The sequence below is a fragment of the Actinomadura sp. NPDC023710 genome, from assembly GCF_040639875.1.
Taxonomy (GTDB): Bacteria; Actinomycetota; Actinomycetes; order Streptosporangiales; family Streptosporangiaceae; genus Spirillospora; species Spirillospora citrea.
Window position 1 is genome coordinate 68,568 of record NZ_JBFAGB010000011.1, and the last position, 20,794, is coordinate 89,361.

The window sequence follows — 20,794 nt, forward strand, 5'->3', positions numbered from 1 at the left end:
ACGTGAGCGCGGCGGTCGCCACCGCTACTTGAGCGCGGCGGTCGCCACGGTGGGGTCGCCGTCGTAGTCGGGCTCCAGCCCGACGTACCTGCCGGGCCGGACCATGGCGACGCGAGTGTCGTTGAGCAGCGGGATGAGGGCCATGTCGTCCAGCGCCACCTTCTCCGCCTGCCTGAACAGGCCGGTCCGGTCGTCCGGCGCCGTCGTCCTGAGCGCCCTGGAGACCGTTTGGTCGAAGGTGCCGTTCCTCCACTTGCCCAGGTTGTAGAAGCCCGTGTCGCTCGCCTCGCCGCCGCCCAGCAGGGGCCACAGCATCGTGTAGGCGCCCGGGTAGTCCGGACCGTAGGGGAGGAAGGCCAGCCCGGACGCGTCCTTGGACATGACGTCGTCGCGGTACTTCGTGAACTCGGAGACGGGGTAGGACTTCATCTCGACCTGCAGGCCCAGCACCGACTTCAGCTGCGAACTGACGACGGCGGCGAGGCTCTGGTCGACGGGCGACTGGCGGTAGTACAGCCGCACGGGCGTGTCCGTCCCCAGCCCGGCCTGCGTGGCCAGCATCTTGGCCTTCTCGGGGTCCGTCGCGTCGCAGGACGGGCAGACGCCGCGCCCGCCGAACCCGGGGACCGGCACCGGGACGATGCCGTGCGCGGGCTCGTGAAACCCGCCGAGAGCCAGGCTGAGCTTGCTCCGGTCGAGGGCGTAGGAGACGGCCTGCCGGGCCTCCTTCGACTTCATCGGGCCCCGGGCGGTGATCGGGACGAGCATCCGGGTGAACGGCGCGGGATGGGAGACCAGGCCCGTCCTCGGAGTCGAGGCCAGATTCTCGGTGCCCACCGCGTACCAGTCGGTCTGCCCGGCCGTGTAGGCGGCGCGCCCCTTGGCGGAATCGTCGGTCAGCGTCACGGTGACGCCGTCCAGCCTGGTCTTGCCGAACGCCCAGCGGTCGTTGCGGACGAGCGAGACCGACGCGCCCTTGCGGTAGTCCTGCAGCTTGAACGGGCCGTTGCCGATGGGACGGGTGTTGAACGCCGCGTTGTCGACCTTGCCGGCCTCCTCCGGGACGGGCATGAACGCCGGTTCGGACAGCCGGGCCGCGAAGTCGCAGTTGGGGGAGGTGAGCTCGACTTCGAGCGCGGTGCCCGAGACCACCGTGACCCCGGACAGCAGCCCGGTCCCGCTGCCCGACACCGAGGAGTACCCCTCGATGTCGGTCATCAGGTAGGACGCGGGGCCGGTCTTGTCCGCCGCGCTGCGCGCCCAGCCGCGGGCGAACGCGTGCGCGTCGACGGCCTCGCCGTTGGTGAAGGTCGTCCCGTACTTGAGCGAGATGGTCCACGTGCGGCATTCGGCGTCCGGCGTGATCGCCGTCGCGAGCCGGGGGCGGGCGGTGCCGTCGGCGCCGACCTCGGTGAGGCCGGTGAACAGCTGCTTGCTGAGGAACCGCTCGGTGCCGCCGAGGGCGCGGGAGGGGTCGAAGCCGCCGTCGGTGGCGGTCGGCGTCGACATCGCGATGGGCAGCGTCCCGCCGACCCGTCCGCGCGTGGCCGTCGAGCCATGGTCGCCGTCCCCGCGGAGCTGGACCCAGGCCACGCCGGCGGCGAGAACCAGCACGGCCAGCGCGGCGCCCCCCACGCTGGCGAGAACCCCGATGCGGGGCCCCTTTCCGCCTCCGGACGGCTTGGTGAAGTCGACCCCCGGAGTGGAGACGGACGGCCACGTGGCGGGTGTGTCGCCGTTGGGCGGCGGGGCCGGTGAGGGCCACCCCGCGCCGGGCATGGGCGGCGGCGCGTGCGGAGGCGTGTGCGGTGAGGTGTGCGGTGAGGTGTGCGGGGGCGTGTGCGGCGGCGTCTGCGGCACCGGAGGGCCGGCCTGGAAGGGCTGCGGTGTCTGCGTCCGCAGCCGTGCGGACTCGGTGGCCGCCGTCTGGGCGCCCTGGGTGAGCATCAGGGCGTCGTTCTGCTGGGCGCCCGGCTGCGGGAGGCTGCCCGCCAGCGCCAGCAGGTGCGCCAGGACCATCTGGGAGGCGGGACGCAGCGCCGGGTCCTTGCTGAGGCAGTTCGCCACGATGCCGCGCAGCGGCTCGGGAAGGTCGCCGAGCTCGGGCGGCAGGTTCAGGATGCGGTGCATCACCGCGGGGATCGAGTCCTGCCCGAACGCCGGCCGCCCGCTCGCCGCGTACGCCATCGTGGCGCCCCACGCGAACACGTCGGCGGGCGGCCCGACCCGCGCCCCGGAGATCTGCTCTGGCGCCATGTAGGCGGGGGTGCCGACCGCCGTGCTCGACATGGTCCCGGTGGCGTCCAGCGCCCGCGCGATACCGAAGTCGATCACCCGCGGGCCGTCCGGCGCGAGCAGGACGTTGGCGGGCTTGAAGTCGCGGTGCACGACCCCCGCCTGGTGGATCGCGGCGAGCGCCGTCATGGTCCCGATCGCCAGCCGGTCCAGGTCGGCGCCGCGCCGCGGGCCGTCCTGCGCCAGGACCCGCGACAGCGCCGGCCCGTCGATGTACTCGCTGACGATGTAGGGGCGGTCGCCCTCGACGTCGGAGTCCAGGACGCGGGCCGTGCAGAACGCCGACACCCGCTTGGCGACCGCGACCTCGGCCGCGAACCGCGAGCGGGCCTTCGGGTCGCCGCTGAAGCGCGCGTGCAGCAGCTTCACGGCGACCCGGTGGCCCGGTTCGTCCTCCCCGAGGTAGACGGCGCCCTGCCCGCCCTCGCCGAGGAGGCCGGTCAGCCGGTACGCGCCGAGCCGGGAGGGGTCGCCCTTGCGGAGGGGGGCGACCTCGGTCATGCCTTGGACACGGTCCCGTAGGCGGTCGCGCTCGTCTCGGACTGGCTCTGGCGCCACTCCCACCGCATCGAGGTGCCGCCGGAGGACGGGATGAACGTGACGTACCCGGACGCGCACTCCTTCGGGTCCATCCCCGCCATCGGCGTCTCCCGGTACTCGACCTTCGAGCTGTTCTCGTCGCCGGACAGCAGCGACAGCCGGGTGTAGCAGTTGTCCTGGGCACCGGACGGATAGGTGTACGTCGCGACGCCGCTGGAGTACAGCAGGGAGAACTTGACGCTGAAGGAGGTGTGGCCGGATCCGGCGCCCGGCTGGTACCCGTTGCCGGTGAAGTTGCCGAGCAGCCCGCCCGTGGTGCTGCTGGTCGGCGTCTCGCTCGGCGTGTAGGTGTTCGGCGGCGAGTAGACCGGCGGCGTCGGCGGGTCGTCGTCGCTGTTGGCGCCGATGATGGCGAGCACCACGACCACCAGGATCACGATCAGCGCGAGCGCGCCGCACCCGATCGCGATGATCGGCCCGGCGGAGCTCGACTGCTTCGGCGGCGGCCCGTACTGCGGACCGGGCGGTCCGGGGGGCATCGGCATCCGCGGCTGCGTCTGCGGCGGCATCCCCCCGCCCTGGTACATCGGCATGGGCGGCGGCGTGATCGGCTGCGGCGGCGGCGTGGCCTGGCCGGGCATCCCGCCCTGGTGCAGCGGCATCGGCGGCGGGGTGATCGGCTGGTGCTGCGGCCGGGGCCGCGGCGCCGGCGGCACCGGGGGCGGCGGCGGAAGCTGCGAGGCGATCCGGGTGCCCTGGTTGAGCAGGTCCTCCTGCCCGGCGCCCTGGTTCGCGGGCGCGGCGCCGACGTGGCCGAGCAGGTTCAGCAGCAGTTGCGCCGCCGGGGGCCGCAGGCCCGCGTCCTTGGACAGGCAGCGTCCGATCAGGTCGCGCAGCGGGCCCGCGGGCAGCGCCGACAGGTCGGGATCCTCGTTGAGGATCCGGTTGATGATGACCGGCAGCGTGTCGGCCTCGAACGGCGACTGCCCGGTGGCGGCGAACACCATGGTCGCCGCCCAGGCGAAGATGTCCACCGCCGGGGTCAGCGGCGCGCCGGTCAGCTGCTCGGGCGCCAGGTAGCCGGGCGTGCCCACCACCATGCCGGTCGCGGTGACGGCGCTCTCCTGCGAGTTCACCGTCCGCGCGATACCGAAGTCGACGACGCGCGGGCCGTCGGAGGCCAGCATGACGTTGTTCGGCTTGAAGTCGCGGTGCACGATCCCGGCCTCGTGGATGGCCGCGAGCGCGGTCACCGTGCCGATCGCGAGCCGCTCCAGCTCCGCCGCGCTCCGCGGGCCGTCGTGCGCGACCACGTCGTGCAGGGACGGCCCGTCGATGAACTCGCTGACGACGTAGGGCTGGTCGCCCTGGACGTCGGCCTCCAGCACCCGGGCCGTGCAGAAGGGCTCGACCTTCTGCGCCGCCGCGACCTCGCGGGTGAACCGGGCGCGTGCGGCCGGATCGTTGGCCATCTGCGCGTGCAGCAGTTTGACGGCGACGTACCCGCCGCCCGGCGCCCTGCCCAAAAAGACGGCGCCCTGGCCCCCGGCGCCCAACCGTCCGATGACCTCGTACCGTCCGAGTGCCCTAGGATCGCCCGGCTCCAGCGGAGCGGCATCCGGCATCTGACCCTCCAGTGACCCGCAGTGATGTCCGCGACATTGTGCGCCGAACCCGCTCGCGGGGCCCCGTGCCGGCGATCGCCGGGCTGACCCCCGCAGGGGATCCGCCCCCAACCTCAGGCGGGCACGATATCGCGTTAGTTCTGACGTTTCACCGATGTATCCGGTTCGGTGTTCCAGCTGCCGGATCGGGCCATCCCGCCGCGCCGGGGCGATCGGTGCGCACAACGCCTCCGGGACCGATATGATCCCCGCCGCCGCGGGAACCCCGGCAGGCGCCACGGTCCCCGGAACGGGGCCGTGTCGTTCGCCGGGTATGTGATGGATGACACAGTGCGAGGAAAGAGTCGGGTGATGGGTGTCACTCGTGGGAACGGTCGCGCCTCGTGTGTCGCAGGTCACCAACCGTGACAGAATTTCCCGCCCGGATCGGGCACAAGAACGGTCCCCCGAGCGTTAGATCCGCGCGACGGGGCGCATAAAGCACTGAGGGGGATGGAGATAGAAGATGGCGACCGACTACGACAGCCCACGCAAGACAGACGACGACCTGAGCGAGGACAGCCTCCAGGAGCTCCAGGCCCGGCGCGCCGACAAGGCGGCCAGCATCATCGACGAGGACCTGGACGCCGGCGAGGTCGCCGAGCTGCCGGGCGCCGACCTGTCGAACGAGGAGCTCACCTTCCGGGTGGTGCCTCGGCAGGCCGACGAGTTCACCTGCACGCGCTGCTTCCTGGTGCACCATCGCAGCCAGCTGGCCACCGAGAAGAACGGCCGGCCGGTCTGCCGCGAGTGCGCCGCCTGACCGGCGGCGGACACCGGGTGACGGGAAGAGGGCGCGTGACGGGAGAGGCGGGGTGACGGAAGAGATCGAACCGCGTCATGGCGAGGTGGGGCCGGCGCGCGGCGACGGCTCCGCGGAGCTGGGCGAGCTGATCGGCCGGCTCGCCTCCGACGAGGACATGGACCGCGAGACCCGCGGCCGCCTGCTCGGGCGACTGGCCAGACTGCTCGGCCAGAGCGCCCGCAAGGTGGGGGCCGCGGGCTTCGCGCGCGGCAGGTGGCTCGCCGACCTGCTCCTCGCGACCGCGCCGCACATACCGATCCGCGATCTGGAGACCCTGCAGGCCCACCACCACGGGCTGATGGGCGAGGAGCTCGCCGACCGGATCGTCAAGGCGGCGGGCAACGCCACGACCGCCGTCGGCGCCGCGGGAGGCGCGCTGGCCGCGGTGGAGTTCGCCGCCCCGCCGCTGCTGCTGACGGCGCCCGCCCAGCTCGCCGCCGAGACGCTCGTCGTCGCGGCCATCGAGGTGAAGATGATCGCCGAACTGCACGAGGTGTACGGCGTCAGCGTCCAGGGCACCGGCACCGCGCGCGGGGCCGCGTTCGTCACGTCCTGGGCCCGGCAGCGCGGCATCAACCCCCTGGAGGGCGGCACCCTCACCAGCGCCCTCGGCACGGCCGCCAAGAGCGCGCTGCGCAGGCGCATGCTCCGCGTCTTCGGCCGGAGCATGTCCACGATGGGCCCCCTGCTCACCGGCGCCGCTGCCGGCGCCGCCCTCAACCGCTCCGCGACCAAGGGGCTGGCCCTGAAGGTCCGGGCCGACCTGCGGGAGATCGCCGGCTCCCTGCCCCCGCTCCCCGGCGACCAGCCCCGTCGCCTGGACCCGTAGCGGGCCGCCCACCCCCTGGCGGCACACGCGGGTGTCGAGGAGGCGGCGCGTCCCGCGAGGCGAAGCCGTTTCCGAGCCCCCGGCTCGACGAGAACGCGTCGCGGCCGGTCCCTCCGATCATCGGAGGGACCGGCCGCGACGCGCATGGGCGCAGACCGTGGGTCAGGCCCCCGGCGCGGGACGTCTCAGACGTCGGCCTTGAGGTTCTGCGGGAGCTGCCCGGTGCCCTTGGCCCACTGGTGGGCGGCGGCGCGGGTGGCGAGCAGCCGCGCGACCTCCATGCCGACGCCCATCACCACGGCCCATCCGATCGCCTCGGCCAGCGCCACGTCGGGGGACTCGGGGTTGGTCGGGGGCTCCTTGCCGGTGCTCTTCTTCCAGGCCAGCGTGATGACTTTCTTCGCGACGAAGCCGCCCGCGAATGCGGCCGCGCCGGCCATCACCCGCCAGCCGATGTCGCCCTTGTCCGCCATGTTGGTCCTCTCTCGTCCTGTCGTCTCCGACGCTACCGGAACGGCCCGCGCCCGGCGGGGAGGGTGATCGCCGCGTCGGCGCCGGCAATCGGCATGCGACCCGGGCCGGTATCAATACGATTGGCCTCATGACAGAGCAGCCGCGTACTTCGAACGTCCCTCCGAAGCCCTCCCTGGACGGCCTGGAGGACAGATGGGTACGCGTCTGGGAGGACGAGGGCGTCCACCGCTTCGACCGCACCCGGCCACGCGGCGAGGTCTACTCGATCGACACCCCGCCGCCCACCGTGAGCGGCTCCCTCCACGTCGGCCACGTCTTCTCCTACACCCACACCGACACCGTCGCCCGGTATCACCGCATGCGCGGTCGGGCGGTCTTCTACCCGATGGGGTGGGACGATAACGGCCTGCCGACCGAGCGCCGCGTGCAGAACCACTTCGGCGTCCGGTGCGACCCGTCCCTTCCCTACGATCCGGACTTCGAGCCCCCGGCCAAGCCCGACCCGAAACGCCAGCAGCCGGTCTCGCGGCGCAATTTCATCGAGCTGTGCGAGCGGCTCACCGAGGTCGACGAGAAGGCCTTCGAGGAGATGTGGCGGCGCGTCGGCCTGTCGGTCGACTGGAGCCACCTCTACACCACCATCGGCGACACCGCCCGGACGGCGTCCCAGCGCGCGTTCCTGCGCAACCTGGCCCGCGGTGAGGCCTACGTCTCCGAGGCGCCGACGCTGTGGGACGTCACGTTCCGCACCGCCGTCGCGCAGGCCGAGCTGGAGGACCGCGAGCACCCCGGCGCGTTCTACCGGATCCGGTTCCACGGCGACCAGCGCCCCGTCTACATCGAGACGACGCGGCCGGAACTGCTGCCCGCCTGCGTCGCGCTGGTCGCGCACCCCGACGACGAGCGGTACCAGGAGCTGTTCGGCACGACCGTGCGCACGCCGCTGTTCGGCGTGGACGTCCCGGTCGTCGCGCACCGGCTGGCCGAGCCCGACAAGGGCTCCGGCATCGCGATGATCTGCACGTTCGGCGACGTCACGGACGTCACCTGGTGGCGCGAGCTGGACCTGCCCACCCGCGCGGTCATCGACTGGGACGGGCGTCTCGCCGCCGACCCGCCGCCGGGCGTCCCCGCGCGACCGTACGGTGAGCTGGCGGGCAAGACGGTCTTCTCGGCCAAGGAGCGCGTCGTCGAGCTGCTGCGCGAGTCCGGCGACCTGGACGGCGAGCCCCGGAAGATCAGCCGGCCGGTGAAGTTCTACGAGAAGGGCAGCAAGCCCCTGGAGATCGTCACGACCCGGCAGTGGTACATCCGCAACGGCGGCCGCGACGAGGGCGTCCGCGCGGAGCTGCTCGCCCGCGGGCGGGAGCTGGAATGGCATCCCGGCTACATGCGGGCCCGCTACGAGAACTGGGTCGAGGGCCTGAACGGCGACTGGCTGATCTCGCGGCAGCGGTTCTTCGGGGTGCCGATCCCCGTGTGGTACCGGCTGGACGACTCCGGTGAGCCCGTGTACGCCGAGCCGATCGTGCCGGCCGAGGACGCCCTGCCGGTCGACCCGTCGTCCGACGTCCCGCCGGGCTTCACCGAGGACCAGCGCGGCCGGCCGGGCGGCTTCGCGGGCGACCCCGACGTGATGGACACCTGGGCGACCTCGTCGCTGACCCCCCAGATCGCGGGCGGCTGGGAGCGCGACGCCGACCTGTTCGCCCGGGTCTTCCCCTTCGACCTCCGGCCGCAGGCGCACGACATCATCCGCACGTGGCTGTTCTCCACGGTCGTGCGCTCGCATCTGGAGCACGGCTCGCTGCCGTGGAAGGGCACCGCCCTGTCCGGGTGGATCCTCGACCCGGACCGCAAGAAGATGTCGAAGTCCAAGGGGAACGTCGTCACGCCGATCGACCTGCTGCGCGAGTACGGCTCCGACGCCGTCCGGTACTGGGCGGCCGGCGGGCGCCCCGGCACCGACACCGCGTTCGACACCGGCCAGATCAAGGTCGGCCGCCGCCTCGCCATCAAGATCCTCAACGCGTCGAAGTTCGTGCTCGGGCTCGGTGCGGCGGCCCCGGACGCTCCGGTCACCGAGCCGCTGGACAAGGCGATGCTGGCGGCGCTGGCCGGGGTCGTCGAGGAGGCGACGGAGGCGTTCGAGGGCTACGACTACGCGCGCGCTCTGGAGCGCACCGAGCGGTTCTTCTGGGAGTTCTGCGACGACTACCTGGAGTTGGTCAAGGCCCGCGCCTACGGGGACGGGCCGCAGGCGCTGTCCGCGCGTGCGGCGCTGCGCGCCGCGCTGTCGGTGCTGCTGCGCCTGTTCGCGCCCGTCCTGCCGTTCGTGACCGAGGAGGTCTGGTCGTGGTGGCGGCACGGGTCGGTGCACACGGCCTCGTGGCCGTCGGCCGCCGAACTGCCGCCGGGCGGCGACCCTGCCGTCCTCGCGGCGACGGGCGAGGCGCTCCGGCAGGTCCGCAAGGCCAAGTCGGAGGCCAGGGCGTCGATGCGCGCCGACGTGACCAGCGCGGTCGTGCGCGGCTCGCAGGTGACGCGGATCGCGCGCCCGGACCTGGCCGCGGCCGGGCGGATCGCCGACCTGACCCTGGAGGACGCCCCCGCCGCGCTCACCGTCGACGTCGTCCTGGCCCCCGCGACGTAGATCACCCCGGCCGGGCCTTGACGGGGGTCCGGCGCACTCCACATATTAGATTTCCAGTCTAATTAGCTGTCGCCGCGGGACGCGTCCGGTCCGGCGCGGCGCGGGAGGAGACGGGTTGAGCGACATCGACGAGCGGCACCCCGTGATCGCCCCGCGCCGGGTGCGGTTCGACTGGGCGGACACGCCGCTGCACTGGATCCCGGACGAGCCGGTCGCCACGCACTTCATCAACGTCCTGCACCTGCTGCTGCCCGCGGGCGAACGGTGGTTCGTGCACGTCTACAAGGAGGCGCTCCCGCTCGTGCGGGACGACGAGCGCCTCTACCACGAGGTCAAGGGCTTCATGGGTCAGGAGGCCGTGCACGCCTACTCCCACCAGGGCGTCCTGGACCGGCAGATGCGGGAGCAGGGCCTCGACCCGGGCCCCCTCACCGACCGGATCGAGTGGGTGTTCCGGCGGATCCTCGGCGACCGGTGCCCGGTGCCGCTCCTGCCGCGCAAGCGCTGGCTGTTCGTCCGGATCGGCGTCATCGCGGGCATCGAGCACTACACGGCGGTGCTCGGGCAGTGGATCCTGGACGCCCGTGAGCTGGACGAGGCCGGCGCCGATCCGACGATGATGGACCTGCTGCGCTGGCACGGCGCCGAGGAGGTCGAGCACCGGTCCGTCGCGTTCGACGTCTACCAGCACGTGGCCGGGCGGTACTGGATGCGGTTCATCGCGTTCTTCATCGGCGTCCTCGCGCTGCCGCTGATGGTGTACGCAGGGGCCGTGTTCCTGTGCCGGGCCGACCCGACGCTGAGGGGCGTCCGCCCGCGGATCCGCGACTACCGGCGGGCGGTGCGGCGCGGGCTGTTCCCCAGCAACCGGTTCATGATCTCCGCCGGCCGCGCGTACCTGCGGCGCGACTACCACCCGTCCCGCGCATGCTCGACGCAGCGGGCGCTCGACTACCTCGCGGTGTCGCCCGCGGCGCGGGACGCCGGCCGCCGGGCGTCCTGAACCGCGCCGCTCACAGCGTGCAGGGCAGGTGCTTGATGCCGTTGATGAAGTTGGAGTAGAGCATCTGCGGCTCGCCGCTCGCCCGGATGTCCGGGACGCGGGTGAACAGCTCCCGGAACATCACCGTGATCTCCTGCCGGGCCAGGTTCGCGCCCAGGCAGAAGTGCGGGCCGGGGCCGCCGAAGCCGACGTGCGGGTTGGGGGAGCGGGTGATGTCGAAGACGTCCGGGTCCGTGAACACCTCCGCGTCGCGGTTCGCGGAGTTGTAGAACAGCAGGACCTTGTCACCAGCCTTGTACCGCTGACCGTGCATCTCGTGGTCGCGGGTCACGGTCCGGCGGAACTGGATGACCGGTGTCGCCATCCGGACGATCTCCTCGACCGCCCCCGGGACGCGCGCGTCGAAGTCCTCCATCAGCAGCGCCCGCTGCTCGGGGTTGTCGGTGAACAGCTTCAGCCCGTGCGTCATGGCGTTGCGGGTCGTCTCGTTGCCGGCCACGACGAGCAGGATGAAGAACGAGCCGATCTCCTGGTCGGTCAGGGACTCGCCGTCGACGTTGGCCGAGACCAGCCGCGACACGAGGTCGTCGCCGGGGTGCCGGCGGCGCCTGCGGGCGAGCTTCATCGCCAGGTGGTTGAGCTCGTACCCCGCGGACATCGCCATGAGCAGCCCGTACAGGACGCCGATCCGGGTGATGCCCTCGCGGGTCACGTCCTTGCCGCCGGTGTACTCGGGGTCGCCGAGCCCCAGGATGGTGTTCGTCCGGTCGTACACCATCGGGCGCACCCGCTCGGGGATGCCCATCATGTCGCAGATGACCTGCACGGGCAGCCGCGCCGCGACGTCGGTGACGAAGTCGGCCGACCCCTTGCGCTCCAGGTCGTCGACGATCCGCGTCGCGGTCGCCTGCAGGTCGGTCTCCAGCTTGGCGAGGACGCGCGGGGTGAACGCCCGCGAGACGATCCGGCGGATCTTGGCGTGCCGCGGGTCGTCCATGTTGATCATCGAGCCGAAGTAGCGGGCCATGTACCGGGGCAGGTCGGCGATGCTGTTCGAGCACGGCTCGCTGCTGAACACCTCCGGCGTCCGGCTGGCCTCCACCACGTCCGCGTGCCGGGTGAGCGCGTAGTAGCCGGGCCCGGTCCGGATGAACGGCAGCTTGAGCTCCGGGAAGAACGCCGGGTGCTCGCGCTCGCGCAGCCGCGCGAACGCCGCCAGCCGCCGGTCCGGGGGCAGCGACCAGAAGGCCAGATCGGACAGGTTGTCCTGGGTCGCCCGTGCCGTCGTCGTCACCGCACACCGTCCTCGGAAGTCAGAACGCCGTTCGGTTCCATCGAACCGAGCCTTCCGGACATCCGTCAAGCCCGAGCGCCCTCCGGTCACAGCAGCAGGAGGGCGAGGGCGGTGAGGGACGCGAGGGCGGTGGCGTTCTTCACGGGCGGCATGCGGGCGGCCATCGCGGCGTCCCGTCGATCGTCGCGGGCCAGGTAGGTGAGGAGGGCGCTCAGCGCGCGCCCGGCGCCGAAGGCCGTGCCCGTCAGGACGGTGGTGAGCGGGTCCTCGTGGACGAGGAGCAGCCCCAGCGCCAGGACATAGGGGGCCGTGGCGGAGACGTAGGTGCGGACGCCGGTTCCGAGTTCGAAGCCGAACTGGAGGGCGCCCTTGCGGAGGTGGGTCTGCAGGACGTCCTGGGGGATCTGGCGGGCGTTCTGGGGGAGCGGGACGCGGACCAGCCCGGCCTCCCTCGCGGCTCCCAGCCCGGCGACGGCGAGGACCGCGGCGGTCCGGACGGACGCCGGGAGCGGCGCGGAGAGGCCGGACGACAGCCAGATCACCGTCGCGGTGAGCGTGCCTCCGAGCAGGAGCCCGAGGGTGAAGACGGCCAGGACCTCGCCCTGCCGTACGGGGGCCCGCCAACCTGGCGAGAACAGCACGGATTCGCTGTTGCGCGTTCAGACACTGCCCGACAGGGAGAACCCGGCGAGCGCGCCGATCGACGCCCAGCACAGGACGGCGGCGTCCAGGGCGGCGGCCGACACCGCCAGGAGCGCGAGGGCGGCGACGGGCAGGAGCGGGTCGGTCGTGCCCCGCCGCAGCCGCCCGGCGGTCAGTTCTTGCACGCCATCGCCTTGCGGCAGATGGTCTTGTACCAGTTGCCCTTCTTGGATTTCTTCCAGCCGTCATGGCAGCGCCAGGTGACGCCCTTCTTGCAGCTGCCGCAGCTCTTGGCGTAGGCCCAGAGCCACCCGTCGTAGCCGCCGCCGTAGCACTGGCTGGGGCGCAGCTTGTAGCGGCCCGGGTCAGACACGCCGGACTTGTGGAAGCCCTTGTACTTCCCGCTCGTGCGGCAGCACACGCTGCACACCAGGCTGGGCCCGCAGCCGGGGGAGCAGTTGTGGTTGGCCGCGTACGAGGGGCAGCGCGGATAGATGTCGTAGTAGCCGACCAGCTGGAAGCCCGATGCGAGCGCCTCCCGCGCGGGAGGGAGGACGCCGAGGGCCTTCAGGCCGGCGGTGGCGCCCGCGGCGGCGAGCCCGGTGAGGACGCTGCGCCGCACCGGGCGGAACCGCCGCTCGTCCGCGGGCACCGGGCGCCGCCGGACGCGCTGCGCCCCGGCCGGGCGGGGGCCGCGCAGCGGCGGGACGTCTTCCAGTTCGATCATCGTGCCGCCTCCAGGATGAGGGCGCGGAGGGCTTCGGGAGAGCCGACGGGCTCGGCGGCCCGCACGCGCCCGTCGGCGCCGACCAGCACGGCGAACGGGGTCGCGGGGACGCGGTAGTCGGCGAACAGGCCGTCCTGCTCGCCGGCCAGCACGGTCACACCGGGACGCGACGCCTCGTCGGGCGGCGGCCCCGCGAAGATCGCGTGCAGCGGCCGTCCGATCGGGACGGCGGCGAGGACGTCCGCGCACACGCCGCACTCGCGGTCCAGGAAGAGCAGCAGGCCGGGCCCGAGGCGGTCGAAGGCGGGCGCGGGCGCGCCCGCGGCGGGGCCGAGCCCGGCGGGCCGTGAGGCCCCCCGGCCGAGCGCGTGGACCTGCCGGACGAGTCCGGCGACCACCAGGGCGAGCAGCAGGATCGCCGCCCATGACAGCAGGAGCGCGCTGTTCTGGAAGCTCATCCGGCCGTCCTCCTCTCCTCGGTCATGGCGTGCGGGAGCGTCCAGAGGAGCACGGCGAACCCCAGCCCCGCCGCGACCTCCACGGACGACTCGTACAAGGTGGAGCCGGCCGGAAGCCCGTGCAGGGCGCCGGTGAGGGCGAGCGCGCAGAGCGCGGCGGCCCGTCCCGCGACCCAGCCGTTCATCGGCGTGCCGCCGCCGCCGCAGCCGCAGGGGACGCCGTGCCGGGTACGGGCCACGTGCGCCGCGTAGGCCGCGTACAGGGCCAGCAGGACGGCCGCCGCCCCGCCGGCCGCGCGCACCGGACCGTCCAGCCGGAGCAGCAGCGCCGCCGCTCCGGTGACGCCGATCAGCGCCTCCGCGGCGATCACGGCCGCCGCGGCCGCGCCGGTGAGGGCGGCCGGGAGCACCCGGTGCGCCCGCAGCGCGGCGGCCAGCGCCGCCGGGCGCCTGACCTGCCCGGCCAGCGACGCCAGCAGGACGAGCGGGACCGTGACGGCGGCGATCCCGGCGAGCAGCCCGGTCACCGGACCGCCTCGACCGCCAGCCCCGCGAGCCGCCGCGGGACGTCGCGGACCCGGTCCTCCTCGGGCAGCACGGTCACCAGCAGCGACGCCAGCGCCAGCAGGAAGTAGGGACCCTGGCCCTCCACGGTGTCCCGGAACAGCTCGCCGCCCGCGACCGAGGCGCCGCGCCACGGCGGGAGCCGCCGGCGCGTGACCGTGGTCAGCGCGGTGATCTCCAGCAGGCCGATCCCCGGCACCTCCTTGACCATCTCCGCGGGCTCGGGGCGCCTGGCCCGGCCGCGCGGGACGGCGGTGACCCCGTCCTCGTGCTCGGTCAGGCGCACGGTGTCGAAGAAGGCCACCGCGTCCGCGGGGCGCCCGTGGTAGAGGTGCGTGAACACCGCGTGGCGGCGTCCCTCCCACACGGCCGCCAGGACGGGGTCGCTGAGGCCCGTCTCGGCGTCGCGGGTCGCCGTCCTGCCGACCCGCAGCCGCCCGCCCTGGGTGCGGAACTCCTGCTCGAAGCGATCGACCCCGATGTCGGCGGCCCAGGCCAGCGCGTCCTCGCGGGTGCCGCTGGAGATCTCGTGGAGCCGCCCGCCCTCGGCGATCCGCGCCACCGACGTGCACGGCCGCCGCAGGTCGTGGTCGCCGGCGAGCCGGACCCGCACGCCGTCCAGCGACCGGTGGGTGACGTGGTGCCCGCGCGTGCCCATGCCGTCCCCTTCCTGTGGGAACGAATCCCACAGAAGTGCCGCGGGTAACAATTGCGACGCTACGCGTGATACTTCATTTCTGGGTCAAACCTTCCGGAAGTGGTCACGCCTGGGACCGGGTAGGGTCAACTGCCGGACTCGCGCGGCGGCGGCGTTTCAGCGGCGGCCGCCCCCGGCGCCCTGGGTAGGGTCGTGTGGTTCTCCGGCAGGTAGGCGCGTGAGGTGGAGCCCGTGAGCAAGGTCGATGTGCTGATCCAGCGGCTGGATCCGGAGCTGCCCCTGCCGCAGTACGCCCACGCGGGCGACGCGGGCGCCGATCTGGTCGCCGCCGCCGACGTGGAACTGCCGCCGGGGGAGCGCGCCGTCGTCCCCACCGGGATGGCGATCGCGCTGCCGGACGGCTACGCCGCTTTCATTCACCCGCGGTCCGGATTGAGCGCTAAGTTGGGGGTGACCATCGTTAATGCACCCGGTACGGTCGACGCCGGCTATCGGGGTGAGATCAAGGTGACCCTGCTGAACACCGACCCCCGCGCCACGGTGAGACTGCGGCGCGGAGACCGCATCGCGCAGATGGTCGTCCAGCGGGTCGAGCACGCGGTGTTCCACGAGGTCACCGAGCTTCCCGGATCGGCGCGCGGAGACGGCGGGTTCGGCTCCACCGGCGGATTCGGCCCGGCCCCGCGATCCGGGGACAATGAGCACAGTCGAGAAGGAGCGTGAGTCGTGGCTTTTGGACGTCGCCGGCAGGCCGAGGAGCCCGCGGAGGGTCCCGAGGTGACCGAGGAGCCGGCGGAGACCGCCGAGGAGGCTCCCGCCGAGGCGGGGGCGGCCAAGGCAGAATCGGCGGCGGGCGGCCCGTGGGATTCCGAGGAGTCCTTCCCCGAGTTGCAGCGGCTGGATTTCGGTGCCCTCCAGGTTCCGGTCGCGCCGGGGCTGGGCTTCCAGGTGAACTTCGAGGCGACCCAGGTCGACGAGGAGGGCAACCCGCTCGACGGGCGCCCCGTCGCCGTGCTGGTGCAGTACGAGGAGAGCGCCATGCAGCTCCAGGTGTTCGCCGCGCCGAAGCGCAGCGGCATCTGGGACGACGTGCGCCGTGAGACCGCCAAGGACATCCAGGAGGAGGCGCAGGGCCAGACCCAGGAGGGCGAGGGCCCGTTCGGCTCCGAGCTGCTGGCGATGGTCCCGGCCGCGCTGACCGAGGAGGTCCTCGCCGAGATGCCGCCGGAGGTCCGCGAGCAGATCCCGGCGGAGTTCGTCGAGCAGGGCTGGGCGCCGCAGATCATTCGTTTCCTCGGTGTGGACGGCCCCCGCTGGTTCCTGCAGGCCGTGGTCCAGGGCGCCGCGATCGAGGACGAGGAGCAGTGGCAGGTCCTGGAGGACGTGCTGCGCGGCGTGGTCGTGCACCGCGGCGACGCCCCGATGCCGCCCCGCGAGCTGCTGGAACTGCAGATCCCGCAGGAGTTCAGCGAGGCCGGCGAGGACGGGCAGGAGGAGGGCGTGGAGACCTTCGACCCGTTCGAGCGCGGCCCGGAGATCACCGAGGTCCGCTGACCGCACGAGCACCGGACCCGTCCGGCCGTACGCTTTTCGGGCGTGCGCCCGGGCGGGTTCGTGCCGTCTGCGCCCGGCCGGTCGCTTGCCTTGGACCGGTCCGCGGGCGGTCAATCGGGGCATGTCCAAGAAGACGCGCAAACGCCGGGCCCGCAAGCGGAGCAAGCACAACAAGGGCAAGCGGCCCAACGCCCGCCACTAGCCCTCGATCATCTCGAACGTCATCGCGTGCTCGACGCCCGCCTGCCTCCCGCCCGTCTCGGCCATGCCGGTGAGGAACGCCTCGGCGTCGAACCCGGCGCCCAGTTCGGCGAAGTAGACGCGGTGCGCGAGCAGCGAGTCGATGCCGGCCCGCAGATGGCCGGTGACGTCCACGTAGTGGGTGGGCTGCGGCGATCCGCCGAACAGCGCGAACCGGACGCCCTGCCACGGCTCCAGGCCGAGGTCGCGGAACACCCACCGGTTCGCCGCGTCCCGGACCGCGTCCGCGACCGCGAGGCCGAGCACCCGGTGGTCGGCCATGTTGAAGCCGCCGCCGGGGAAGGTCTCGCGGAAGTTCACCGACAGCACCACCTCGGGCCGGTGCCGCCGGATCGCCGCGGCGAGCATCCGGCGCAGCGGCAGGCCGTACTCCAGCGTGCCGTCCGGCAGGTCGAGGAACTCGACGGCGCGGGCGCCGACGATCCGCGCCGCCTCGACCTGCTCGGCGCTGCGGATCCGCCGGACCTCACCGGGGTCCATCGAGTCGATCCCGGCCTCCCCGCGGGTGGCCAGCACCTCCGTCACGGTCTTTCCCTGGCCCGTCCACTTGGCCACCGCCGCTGACGTCCCGTACTCCAGGTCGTCGGGGTGCGCCACGATCGCGAGCGCGCGTTCCCAGTCCTCAGGCACCTCGTCCATCCCCCCATCCTCCCGGATGCGGGGAAGATCGTCACAGGTAGCGGAGCCAGAGGTACGGGGTCGCCAGGGCGACCGTCACGAGCGTGACGACGATGCCGTAGCGGGTGAAGCGCCAGAAGCTGATGGGCGTGCCGTTGCGGGCGGCGATGCCGAGCACGACCACGTTGGCGCTGGCCCCGATGGCGGTGGCGTTGCCGCCGAGGTCGGCGCCGAGGGCGAGGGCCCACCACAGCACGTGCCCGTCGGTGCCGGGGTGCTGCCGGACGAGGTCGGAGACGATCGGGCTCATCGTCGCCACGTAGGGGATGTTGTCCACGATCGCCGAGAGCCCGGCGGACGCCCACAGCAGCAGCATCGTGGCGGCGCCGAGGCGGCCCTCGGTGGCGTCCGCCGCGGCCCTGGAGACGTCGCCGATGACGCCGGTCTCGACGAGGCCGCCGACCATCACGAACAGGCCGGCGAAGAACACCAGCGTGGGCCACTCGACCTCGCTGAGGGCCTCCTCGGTGGTCACCCTGGTCGCGGCGACGAGCAGCCCGGCGCCGAGCAGCGCCACCACGGACGGCTCGTAGTGCAGGACGGGGTGCAGCACGAACGCCGCGATCACGACGGCGAGGACGGCGAGCCCCTGCGCGAGCAGGCGGCGGTCGGTGATGGCCTCCCGCTCCTCCAGCTCCATGACCTCGGCGGCGAGGTCCGGGTCGTAGCGGAACGCGGAGCGGAACAGCCACCGGCACAGGAGGCAGAACACGATCATCAGCACCACGACCAGGGGGGCCAGGTGGGCCAGGAAGTCGTTGAACGTCAGGCCGCCCCGGCTGGCGATGATGATGTTGGGCGGGTCGCCGACCAGGGTCGCGGTGCCGCCGATGTTGGACGCCATGACCTCGGCGATGAGGTACGGCTCGGGTGCGAGGGCGAGCCGCTCGCAGACGAGGAACGTGACGGGCACGACCAGCAGGACCGTGGTGACGTTGTCCAGCAGCGCGGACGCCCCCGCCGTGAGCACGACCAGCATCACCATGAGCCGGTAGGGGCGCCCCCGCGCGCGTTTGGCGGCCCAGATCGCCACGTACTCGAACACGCCCGTCCGGCGCAGCACCGAGACGATGACCATCATGCCGAGCAGCAGGAAGATGACGTTCCAGTCGATCCCGGACTCGGAGGAGAAGAACGCGCCCCGGGCGTCGGTGATGTGCAGCAGGAGCATCAGCCCCGCGCCGCCGAGCGCCACCGCCGTCCGGTGCACCTTCTCCGACGCGATCAGCACGTACGCGCCGACGAAGATGACGATCGCGGCGGTGGCCTGCACAGGACCTCCCGGACGGCATGCGGATGTAGGGACCTGCCGACCAGACTTCCCGGCGCACCTCGGGCGACTCTAACCGGCCCGGCACGCCGCGGGGGAGACCGGGCCCGGACGATGGTGGGGTTTTGCCTACCCCGATCGGCGTGCTGGACCCATCCTCGGCGGCCCCGCGCGTCCGTAGCTTCGTGTTCCGGAGGCGCCCCGCGAGGGGGCGCCGGGCGGAGGTGAGGACGATGTTCGGACGCAGGGGACCGGAGCCCGAGCGCCAGGCGCCGGGTGAGGCGCTCCGGCTGGAGAACGTGCGCCGGGTGTTCGGCCCTGAGGGCAACCAGGTCGTCGCGCTCGACGGGGTGTCGCTGTCGCTGCCGACCGGGTCGTTCACCGCGGTCATGGGCCCGTCCGGGTCCGGCAAGAGCACGCTGCTCCAGTGCGCCGCGGGCCTGGACCGTCCCACCGGGGGCCGCGTCTTCGTCGACGGCGCGGAGCTGACGGGCGACGGGGAGGCGGAGCTGACGAAGTTCCGGCGGGAGCGGATCGGTTTCGTCTTCCAGCAGTTCAACCTGCTGCCGACGCTGTCGGTCATGCAGAACGTGGTGCTCCCCCTCAGGCTCGCCGGCCGCAGGGCGGACAAGGGCCGGGCGAGGGCCGTCCTGGAGCGGGTGGGACTCGGCGAGCGGCTCGGCCACCTGCCTTCGGAGCTGTCAGGCGGGCAGCAGCAGCGGGTGGCGATCGCGCGGGCGCTGCTCACCCGGCCGCGGGTGCTGTTCGCGGACGAGCCGACCGGTGCGCTCGACACCCGCAGCGCCCGGGACGTGCTCGGCCTGCTGCGCGAGTCGGTGGGGGCGTTCGGGCAGACCGTGGTGATGGTGACCCACGACCCGGTCGCCGCGTCCTTCGCCGACGCCGTGCTGTACCTGGCGGACGGGCGGATCGTCGGCCACCAGTCCGCGCCGACCGCCGAGGCTGTCGCGGAGCGGATGACGCACCTGGCCGACGAGGTCGAGCGCCAGCGCACGACGGCGGGGGCGTGAGATGTTCGCACTGGCGATCCGCTCCCTGCGCCGGCGCGCGGGCGCGTTCACGGCGAGCTTCCTCGCCCTGTTCCTCGGCTCCACGATCATCATGGCGTTCGCCTCGATGCTGGACACCGCCGCGGCGAGCGGCGCGACGGGGGAGGCCCGGGACACGCTGGTCATCATGGCGAACGTCGTCGGCGGCTGGGGCCTGCTGCTCGTGGTGTTCGCGGTCACCTCGACGCTGACCCTGTCGGTGCGGCAGCGCGCGTCGGAGATCGCGCTGCTCAAGAGCGTCGGCGCGACCCCGGCGCAGCTCGCCCGGATGATCGTCGGCGAGGCCGCCGGGCTGGCCGTGGCCGCGGCGCTGCTCGCCGTCGTCCCCGGGATGCTGGCCGGCCGGGGCGTGCTCGGCCTGCTGCACGGCACGGGCCAGGTGCCCGCGGAGATCGGCCACCACTTCGGCGCCGTCGCGCTGTCGATGGGCATCGGCATCACGACCGTCTCCGCGACCGCCGCCGCCCTGATCACCGCCCGGCGCGCCACCCGCGCCGGGGTCGCCGACTCGATGCGGTCCGCGGCGGTGGACACCGGGAGGACGAGCAGGAAGCGCATCGTCTTCGCGGTCCTGTTCCTGCTGCTGGCGCTGAACGAGGCGGTCATCACGGTCACGCTGATGGACGGCAAGGGCAGCGACGTGATGGCGACGTCCGGGCAGGCCGACATCCTCGCCGCGATCGGGCTGGCGCTGCTGGCTCCGGCGATCATGCGGGGGGCGACGTCCCTGCTGGGCCGGCCGCTGCGCGCGTTCGGCGCGGCCGGCGAGCTGGCGGCCGCCACCATGCGCCGCCGGACGGGCGCGCTGGCGTCCGCGGTCGCCCCGGTCGTCCTGTTCGTCGGCACCGCCGTCGGGACGCTGTACCTCCAGGCCACCGAGAACGCGGCGATGGAGGCCGCCGGGCTGGCCAAGACGGCCGAGCAGAAGAGCATCGAGACGCTCAACTTCGTCGTCATCGGCATGGTGGTGCTGTTCACGGCGATCATGCTGGTCAACACGCTGGTCGCGGCGACCGCGCACCGGCGCCGCGAGTTCGGGCAGACCCGGCTCGCCGGCGCGACCCCGCGCCAGGTGCTCGCCGGGGTGGCGCTGGAGTCGGCGGTGCTGACGGTCACCGGCGTGGCCTGCGGCACGGTCGCCTCGGTCTTCACGATCGTGCCCTTCGGGCTGGCCCGCCGCGACTCCGCCGTCCCGGCCGGGGACGTGTGGACCTACCTCGCGGTCGTCGCCCTCGCCGCCGCCCTGACCGGCGCCACGACCTGGGCCGCCACCCGCCGCGCGATCCGCGTCCCCGCCGTGGAGGCCGCCCTCCGCTGACCGCCCGGCTTGTCTTCGCGTGGGTGCTCATCCATAC

General features: G+C 73.1%; 20 protein-coding genes. 8 read left to right on the forward strand and 12 right to left on the reverse strand.

Annotated features, from left to right (window positions below; all coding sequences use genetic code 11):
- Window positions 1-24: 24 nt before the first annotated feature.
- Both AB0H37_RS14805 and AB0H37_RS14810 read right to left on the reverse strand, forming a co-directional pair.
- The gene (locus tag AB0H37_RS14805; protein WP_360613055.1) at window positions 25-2,796 is read right to left on the reverse strand and encodes an ABC transporter substrate-binding protein; all 2,772 of its coding nucleotides are present in this window, start codon (window positions 2,794-2,796) and stop codon (window positions 25-27) included.
- Window positions 2,793-4,460, reverse strand: a complete 1,668-nt coding sequence (locus tag AB0H37_RS14810) for a serine/threonine-protein kinase (RefSeq protein ID WP_360613057.1) — start codon at window positions 4,458-4,460, stop codon at window positions 2,793-2,795. The genes AB0H37_RS14805 and AB0H37_RS14810 overlap by 4 nt, the downstream gene beginning before the upstream one ends.
- A gap of 505 nt (window positions 4,461-4,965) precedes the next feature.
- On the opposite strand from AB0H37_RS14810, the gene AB0H37_RS14815 reads away from it, so the two are divergent.
- A complete protein-coding gene (locus AB0H37_RS14815; protein ID WP_089313703.1) occupies window positions 4,966-5,262 on the forward strand; it encodes a DUF4193 domain-containing protein in 297 nt (98 codons plus the stop codon).
- Between the two features lie 52 nt (window positions 5,263-5,314).
- Window positions 5,315-6,133, forward strand: a complete 819-nt coding sequence (locus AB0H37_RS14820) for a hypothetical protein (RefSeq protein WP_229810129.1) — start codon at window positions 5,315-5,317, stop codon at window positions 6,131-6,133.
- 185 nt (window positions 6,134-6,318) lie between these two features.
- On the opposite strand, the gene AB0H37_RS14825 is transcribed toward AB0H37_RS14820, so the two are convergent.
- Entirely contained in the window at window positions 6,319-6,606 is a 288-nt protein-coding gene (locus AB0H37_RS14825; RefSeq protein ID WP_179836389.1) for a DUF4235 domain-containing protein, read from the reverse strand.
- Window positions 6,607-6,734: 128 nt separating this feature from the next.
- Between AB0H37_RS14825 and valS the strand changes: the two genes are divergently transcribed.
- Together valS and AB0H37_RS14835 are read left to right on the forward strand one after the other, a co-directional pair.
- A complete protein-coding gene (valS, locus tag AB0H37_RS14830) occupies window positions 6,735-9,260 on the forward strand; it encodes a valine--tRNA ligase (protein WP_329087873.1) in 2,526 nt (841 codons plus the stop codon).
- Between the two features lie 115 nt (window positions 9,261-9,375).
- Window positions 9,376-10,263, forward strand: a complete 888-nt coding sequence (locus AB0H37_RS14835) for a metal-dependent hydrolase (RefSeq protein ID WP_329087875.1) — start codon at window positions 9,376-9,378, stop codon at window positions 10,261-10,263.
- 10 nt (window positions 10,264-10,273) lie between these two features.
- On the opposite strand, the gene AB0H37_RS14840 is transcribed toward AB0H37_RS14835, so the two are convergent.
- The 7 genes from AB0H37_RS14840 to AB0H37_RS14870 form a co-directional block, all read right to left on the reverse strand.
- Window positions 10,274-11,557 (reverse strand): cytochrome P450, encoded by a 1,284-nt coding sequence (locus AB0H37_RS14840; RefSeq protein WP_329087877.1) that lies wholly within the window; start codon window positions 11,555-11,557, stop codon window positions 10,274-10,276.
- 86 nt (window positions 11,558-11,643) lie between these two features.
- A complete protein-coding gene (locus AB0H37_RS14845) occupies window positions 11,644-12,198 on the reverse strand; it encodes a hypothetical protein (protein ID WP_360613060.1) in 555 nt (184 codons plus the stop codon).
- An 18-nt stretch (window positions 12,199-12,216) separates the two neighbouring features.
- Window positions 12,217-12,384, reverse strand: coding sequence for a hypothetical protein (locus AB0H37_RS14850; RefSeq protein WP_179836384.1), 168 nt, complete (start codon window positions 12,382-12,384; stop codon window positions 12,217-12,219).
- Entirely contained in the window at window positions 12,372-12,926 is a 555-nt protein-coding gene (locus AB0H37_RS14855) for a hypothetical protein (RefSeq protein ID WP_329087882.1), read from the reverse strand. The genes AB0H37_RS14850 and AB0H37_RS14855 overlap by 13 nt, the downstream gene beginning before the upstream one ends.
- Window positions 12,923-13,384: a hypothetical protein gene (locus AB0H37_RS14860; RefSeq protein ID WP_360613062.1), complete on the reverse strand. Its 462-nt coding sequence runs from the start codon at window positions 13,382-13,384 to the stop codon at window positions 12,923-12,925. Before AB0H37_RS14860 ends, AB0H37_RS14855 begins: the two co-directional genes overlap by 4 nt.
- Complete coding sequence (locus AB0H37_RS14865) at window positions 13,381-13,911, reverse strand: MauE/DoxX family redox-associated membrane protein (protein WP_329087886.1); 531 nt, start codon at window positions 13,909-13,911, stop codon at window positions 13,381-13,383. The genes AB0H37_RS14860 and AB0H37_RS14865 overlap by 4 nt, the downstream gene beginning before the upstream one ends.
- Window positions 13,908-14,606 (reverse strand): hypothetical protein, encoded by a 699-nt coding sequence (locus AB0H37_RS14870; RefSeq protein ID WP_360613064.1) that lies wholly within the window; start codon window positions 14,604-14,606, stop codon window positions 13,908-13,910. Before AB0H37_RS14870 ends, AB0H37_RS14865 begins: the two co-directional genes overlap by 4 nt.
- A 222-nt stretch (window positions 14,607-14,828) precedes the next feature.
- On the opposite strand from AB0H37_RS14870, the gene dut reads away from it, so the two are divergent.
- Together dut and AB0H37_RS14880 are read left to right on the forward strand one after the other, a co-directional pair.
- Window positions 14,829-15,329 carry a dUTP diphosphatase gene (gene dut, locus AB0H37_RS14875; protein WP_229810128.1) on the forward strand — a complete coding sequence of 167 codons (501 nt, stop codon included), beginning with the start codon at window positions 14,829-14,831 and terminating at the stop codon, window positions 15,327-15,329.
- A 3-nt stretch (window positions 15,330-15,332) separates the two neighbouring features.
- Window positions 15,333-16,160, forward strand: coding sequence for a DUF3710 domain-containing protein (locus tag AB0H37_RS14880; RefSeq protein WP_179836378.1), 828 nt, complete (start codon window positions 15,333-15,335; stop codon window positions 16,158-16,160).
- 198 nt (window positions 16,161-16,358) lie between these two features.
- On the opposite strand, the gene AB0H37_RS14885 is transcribed toward AB0H37_RS14880, so the two are convergent.
- Both AB0H37_RS14885 and AB0H37_RS14890 read right to left on the reverse strand, forming a co-directional pair.
- Window positions 16,359-17,060: a PIG-L deacetylase family protein gene (locus AB0H37_RS14885; protein ID WP_179836377.1), complete on the reverse strand. Its 702-nt coding sequence runs from the start codon at window positions 17,058-17,060 to the stop codon at window positions 16,359-16,361.
- A gap of 31 nt (window positions 17,061-17,091) precedes the next feature.
- Window positions 17,092-18,372 (reverse strand): ArsB/NhaD family transporter, encoded by a 1,281-nt coding sequence (locus AB0H37_RS14890; protein WP_329087892.1) that lies wholly within the window; start codon window positions 18,370-18,372, stop codon window positions 17,092-17,094.
- A gap of 230 nt (window positions 18,373-18,602) precedes the next feature.
- Here AB0H37_RS14890 and AB0H37_RS14895 point away from each other — a divergent pair, with 230 nt between their 5' ends.
- Together AB0H37_RS14895 and AB0H37_RS14900 are read left to right on the forward strand one after the other, a co-directional pair.
- The gene (locus AB0H37_RS14895; protein WP_179836375.1) at window positions 18,603-19,400 is read left to right on the forward strand and encodes an ABC transporter ATP-binding protein; all 798 of its coding nucleotides are present in this window, start codon (window positions 18,603-18,605) and stop codon (window positions 19,398-19,400) included.
- A gap of 1 nt (window position 19,401) precedes the next feature.
- Window positions 19,402-20,757, forward strand: coding sequence for an FtsX-like permease family protein (locus AB0H37_RS14900; protein ID WP_360613068.1), 1,356 nt, complete (start codon window positions 19,402-19,404; stop codon window positions 20,755-20,757).
- Window positions 20,758-20,794 lie beyond the last annotated feature (37 nt).

Coding starts and splice junctions, on each gene's coding strand:
- AB0H37_RS14805 (WP_360613055.1), bottom strand. CDS start 2,796: ATGACCGAGGTCGCCCCCCTCCGCAAGGGCGACCCCTCCCGGCTCGGC.
- AB0H37_RS14810 (WP_360613057.1), bottom strand. CDS start 4,460: ATGCCGGATGCCGCTCCGCTGGAGCCGGGCGATCCTAGGGCACTCGGA.
- AB0H37_RS14815 (WP_089313703.1), top strand. CDS start 4,966: ATGGCGACCGACTACGACAGCCCACGCAAGACAGACGACGACCTGAGC.
- AB0H37_RS14825 (WP_179836389.1), bottom strand. CDS start 6,606: ATGGCGGACAAGGGCGACATCGGCTGGCGGGTGATGGCCGGCGCGGCC.
- valS (WP_329087873.1), top strand. CDS start 6,735: ATGACAGAGCAGCCGCGTACTTCGAACGTCCCTCCGAAGCCCTCCCTG.
- AB0H37_RS14855 (WP_329087882.1), bottom strand. CDS start 12,926: ATGATCGAACTGGAAGACGTCCCGCCGCTGCGCGGCCCCCGCCCGGCC.
- AB0H37_RS14860 (WP_360613062.1), bottom strand. CDS start 13,384: ATGAGCTTCCAGAACAGCGCGCTCCTGCTGTCATGGGCGGCGATCCTG.
- AB0H37_RS14870 (WP_360613064.1), bottom strand. CDS start 14,606: ATGGGCACGCGCGGGCACCACGTCACCCACCGGTCGCTGGACGGCGTG.
- AB0H37_RS14885 (WP_179836377.1), bottom strand. CDS start 17,060: ATGGACGAGGTGCCTGAGGACTGGGAACGCGCGCTCGCGATCGTGGCG.
- AB0H37_RS14895 (WP_179836375.1), top strand. CDS start 18,603: ATGTTCGGACGCAGGGGACCGGAGCCCGAGCGCCAGGCGCCGGGTGAG.
- AB0H37_RS14900 (WP_360613068.1), top strand. CDS start 19,402: ATGTTCGCACTGGCGATCCGCTCCCTGCGCCGGCGCGCGGGCGCGTTC.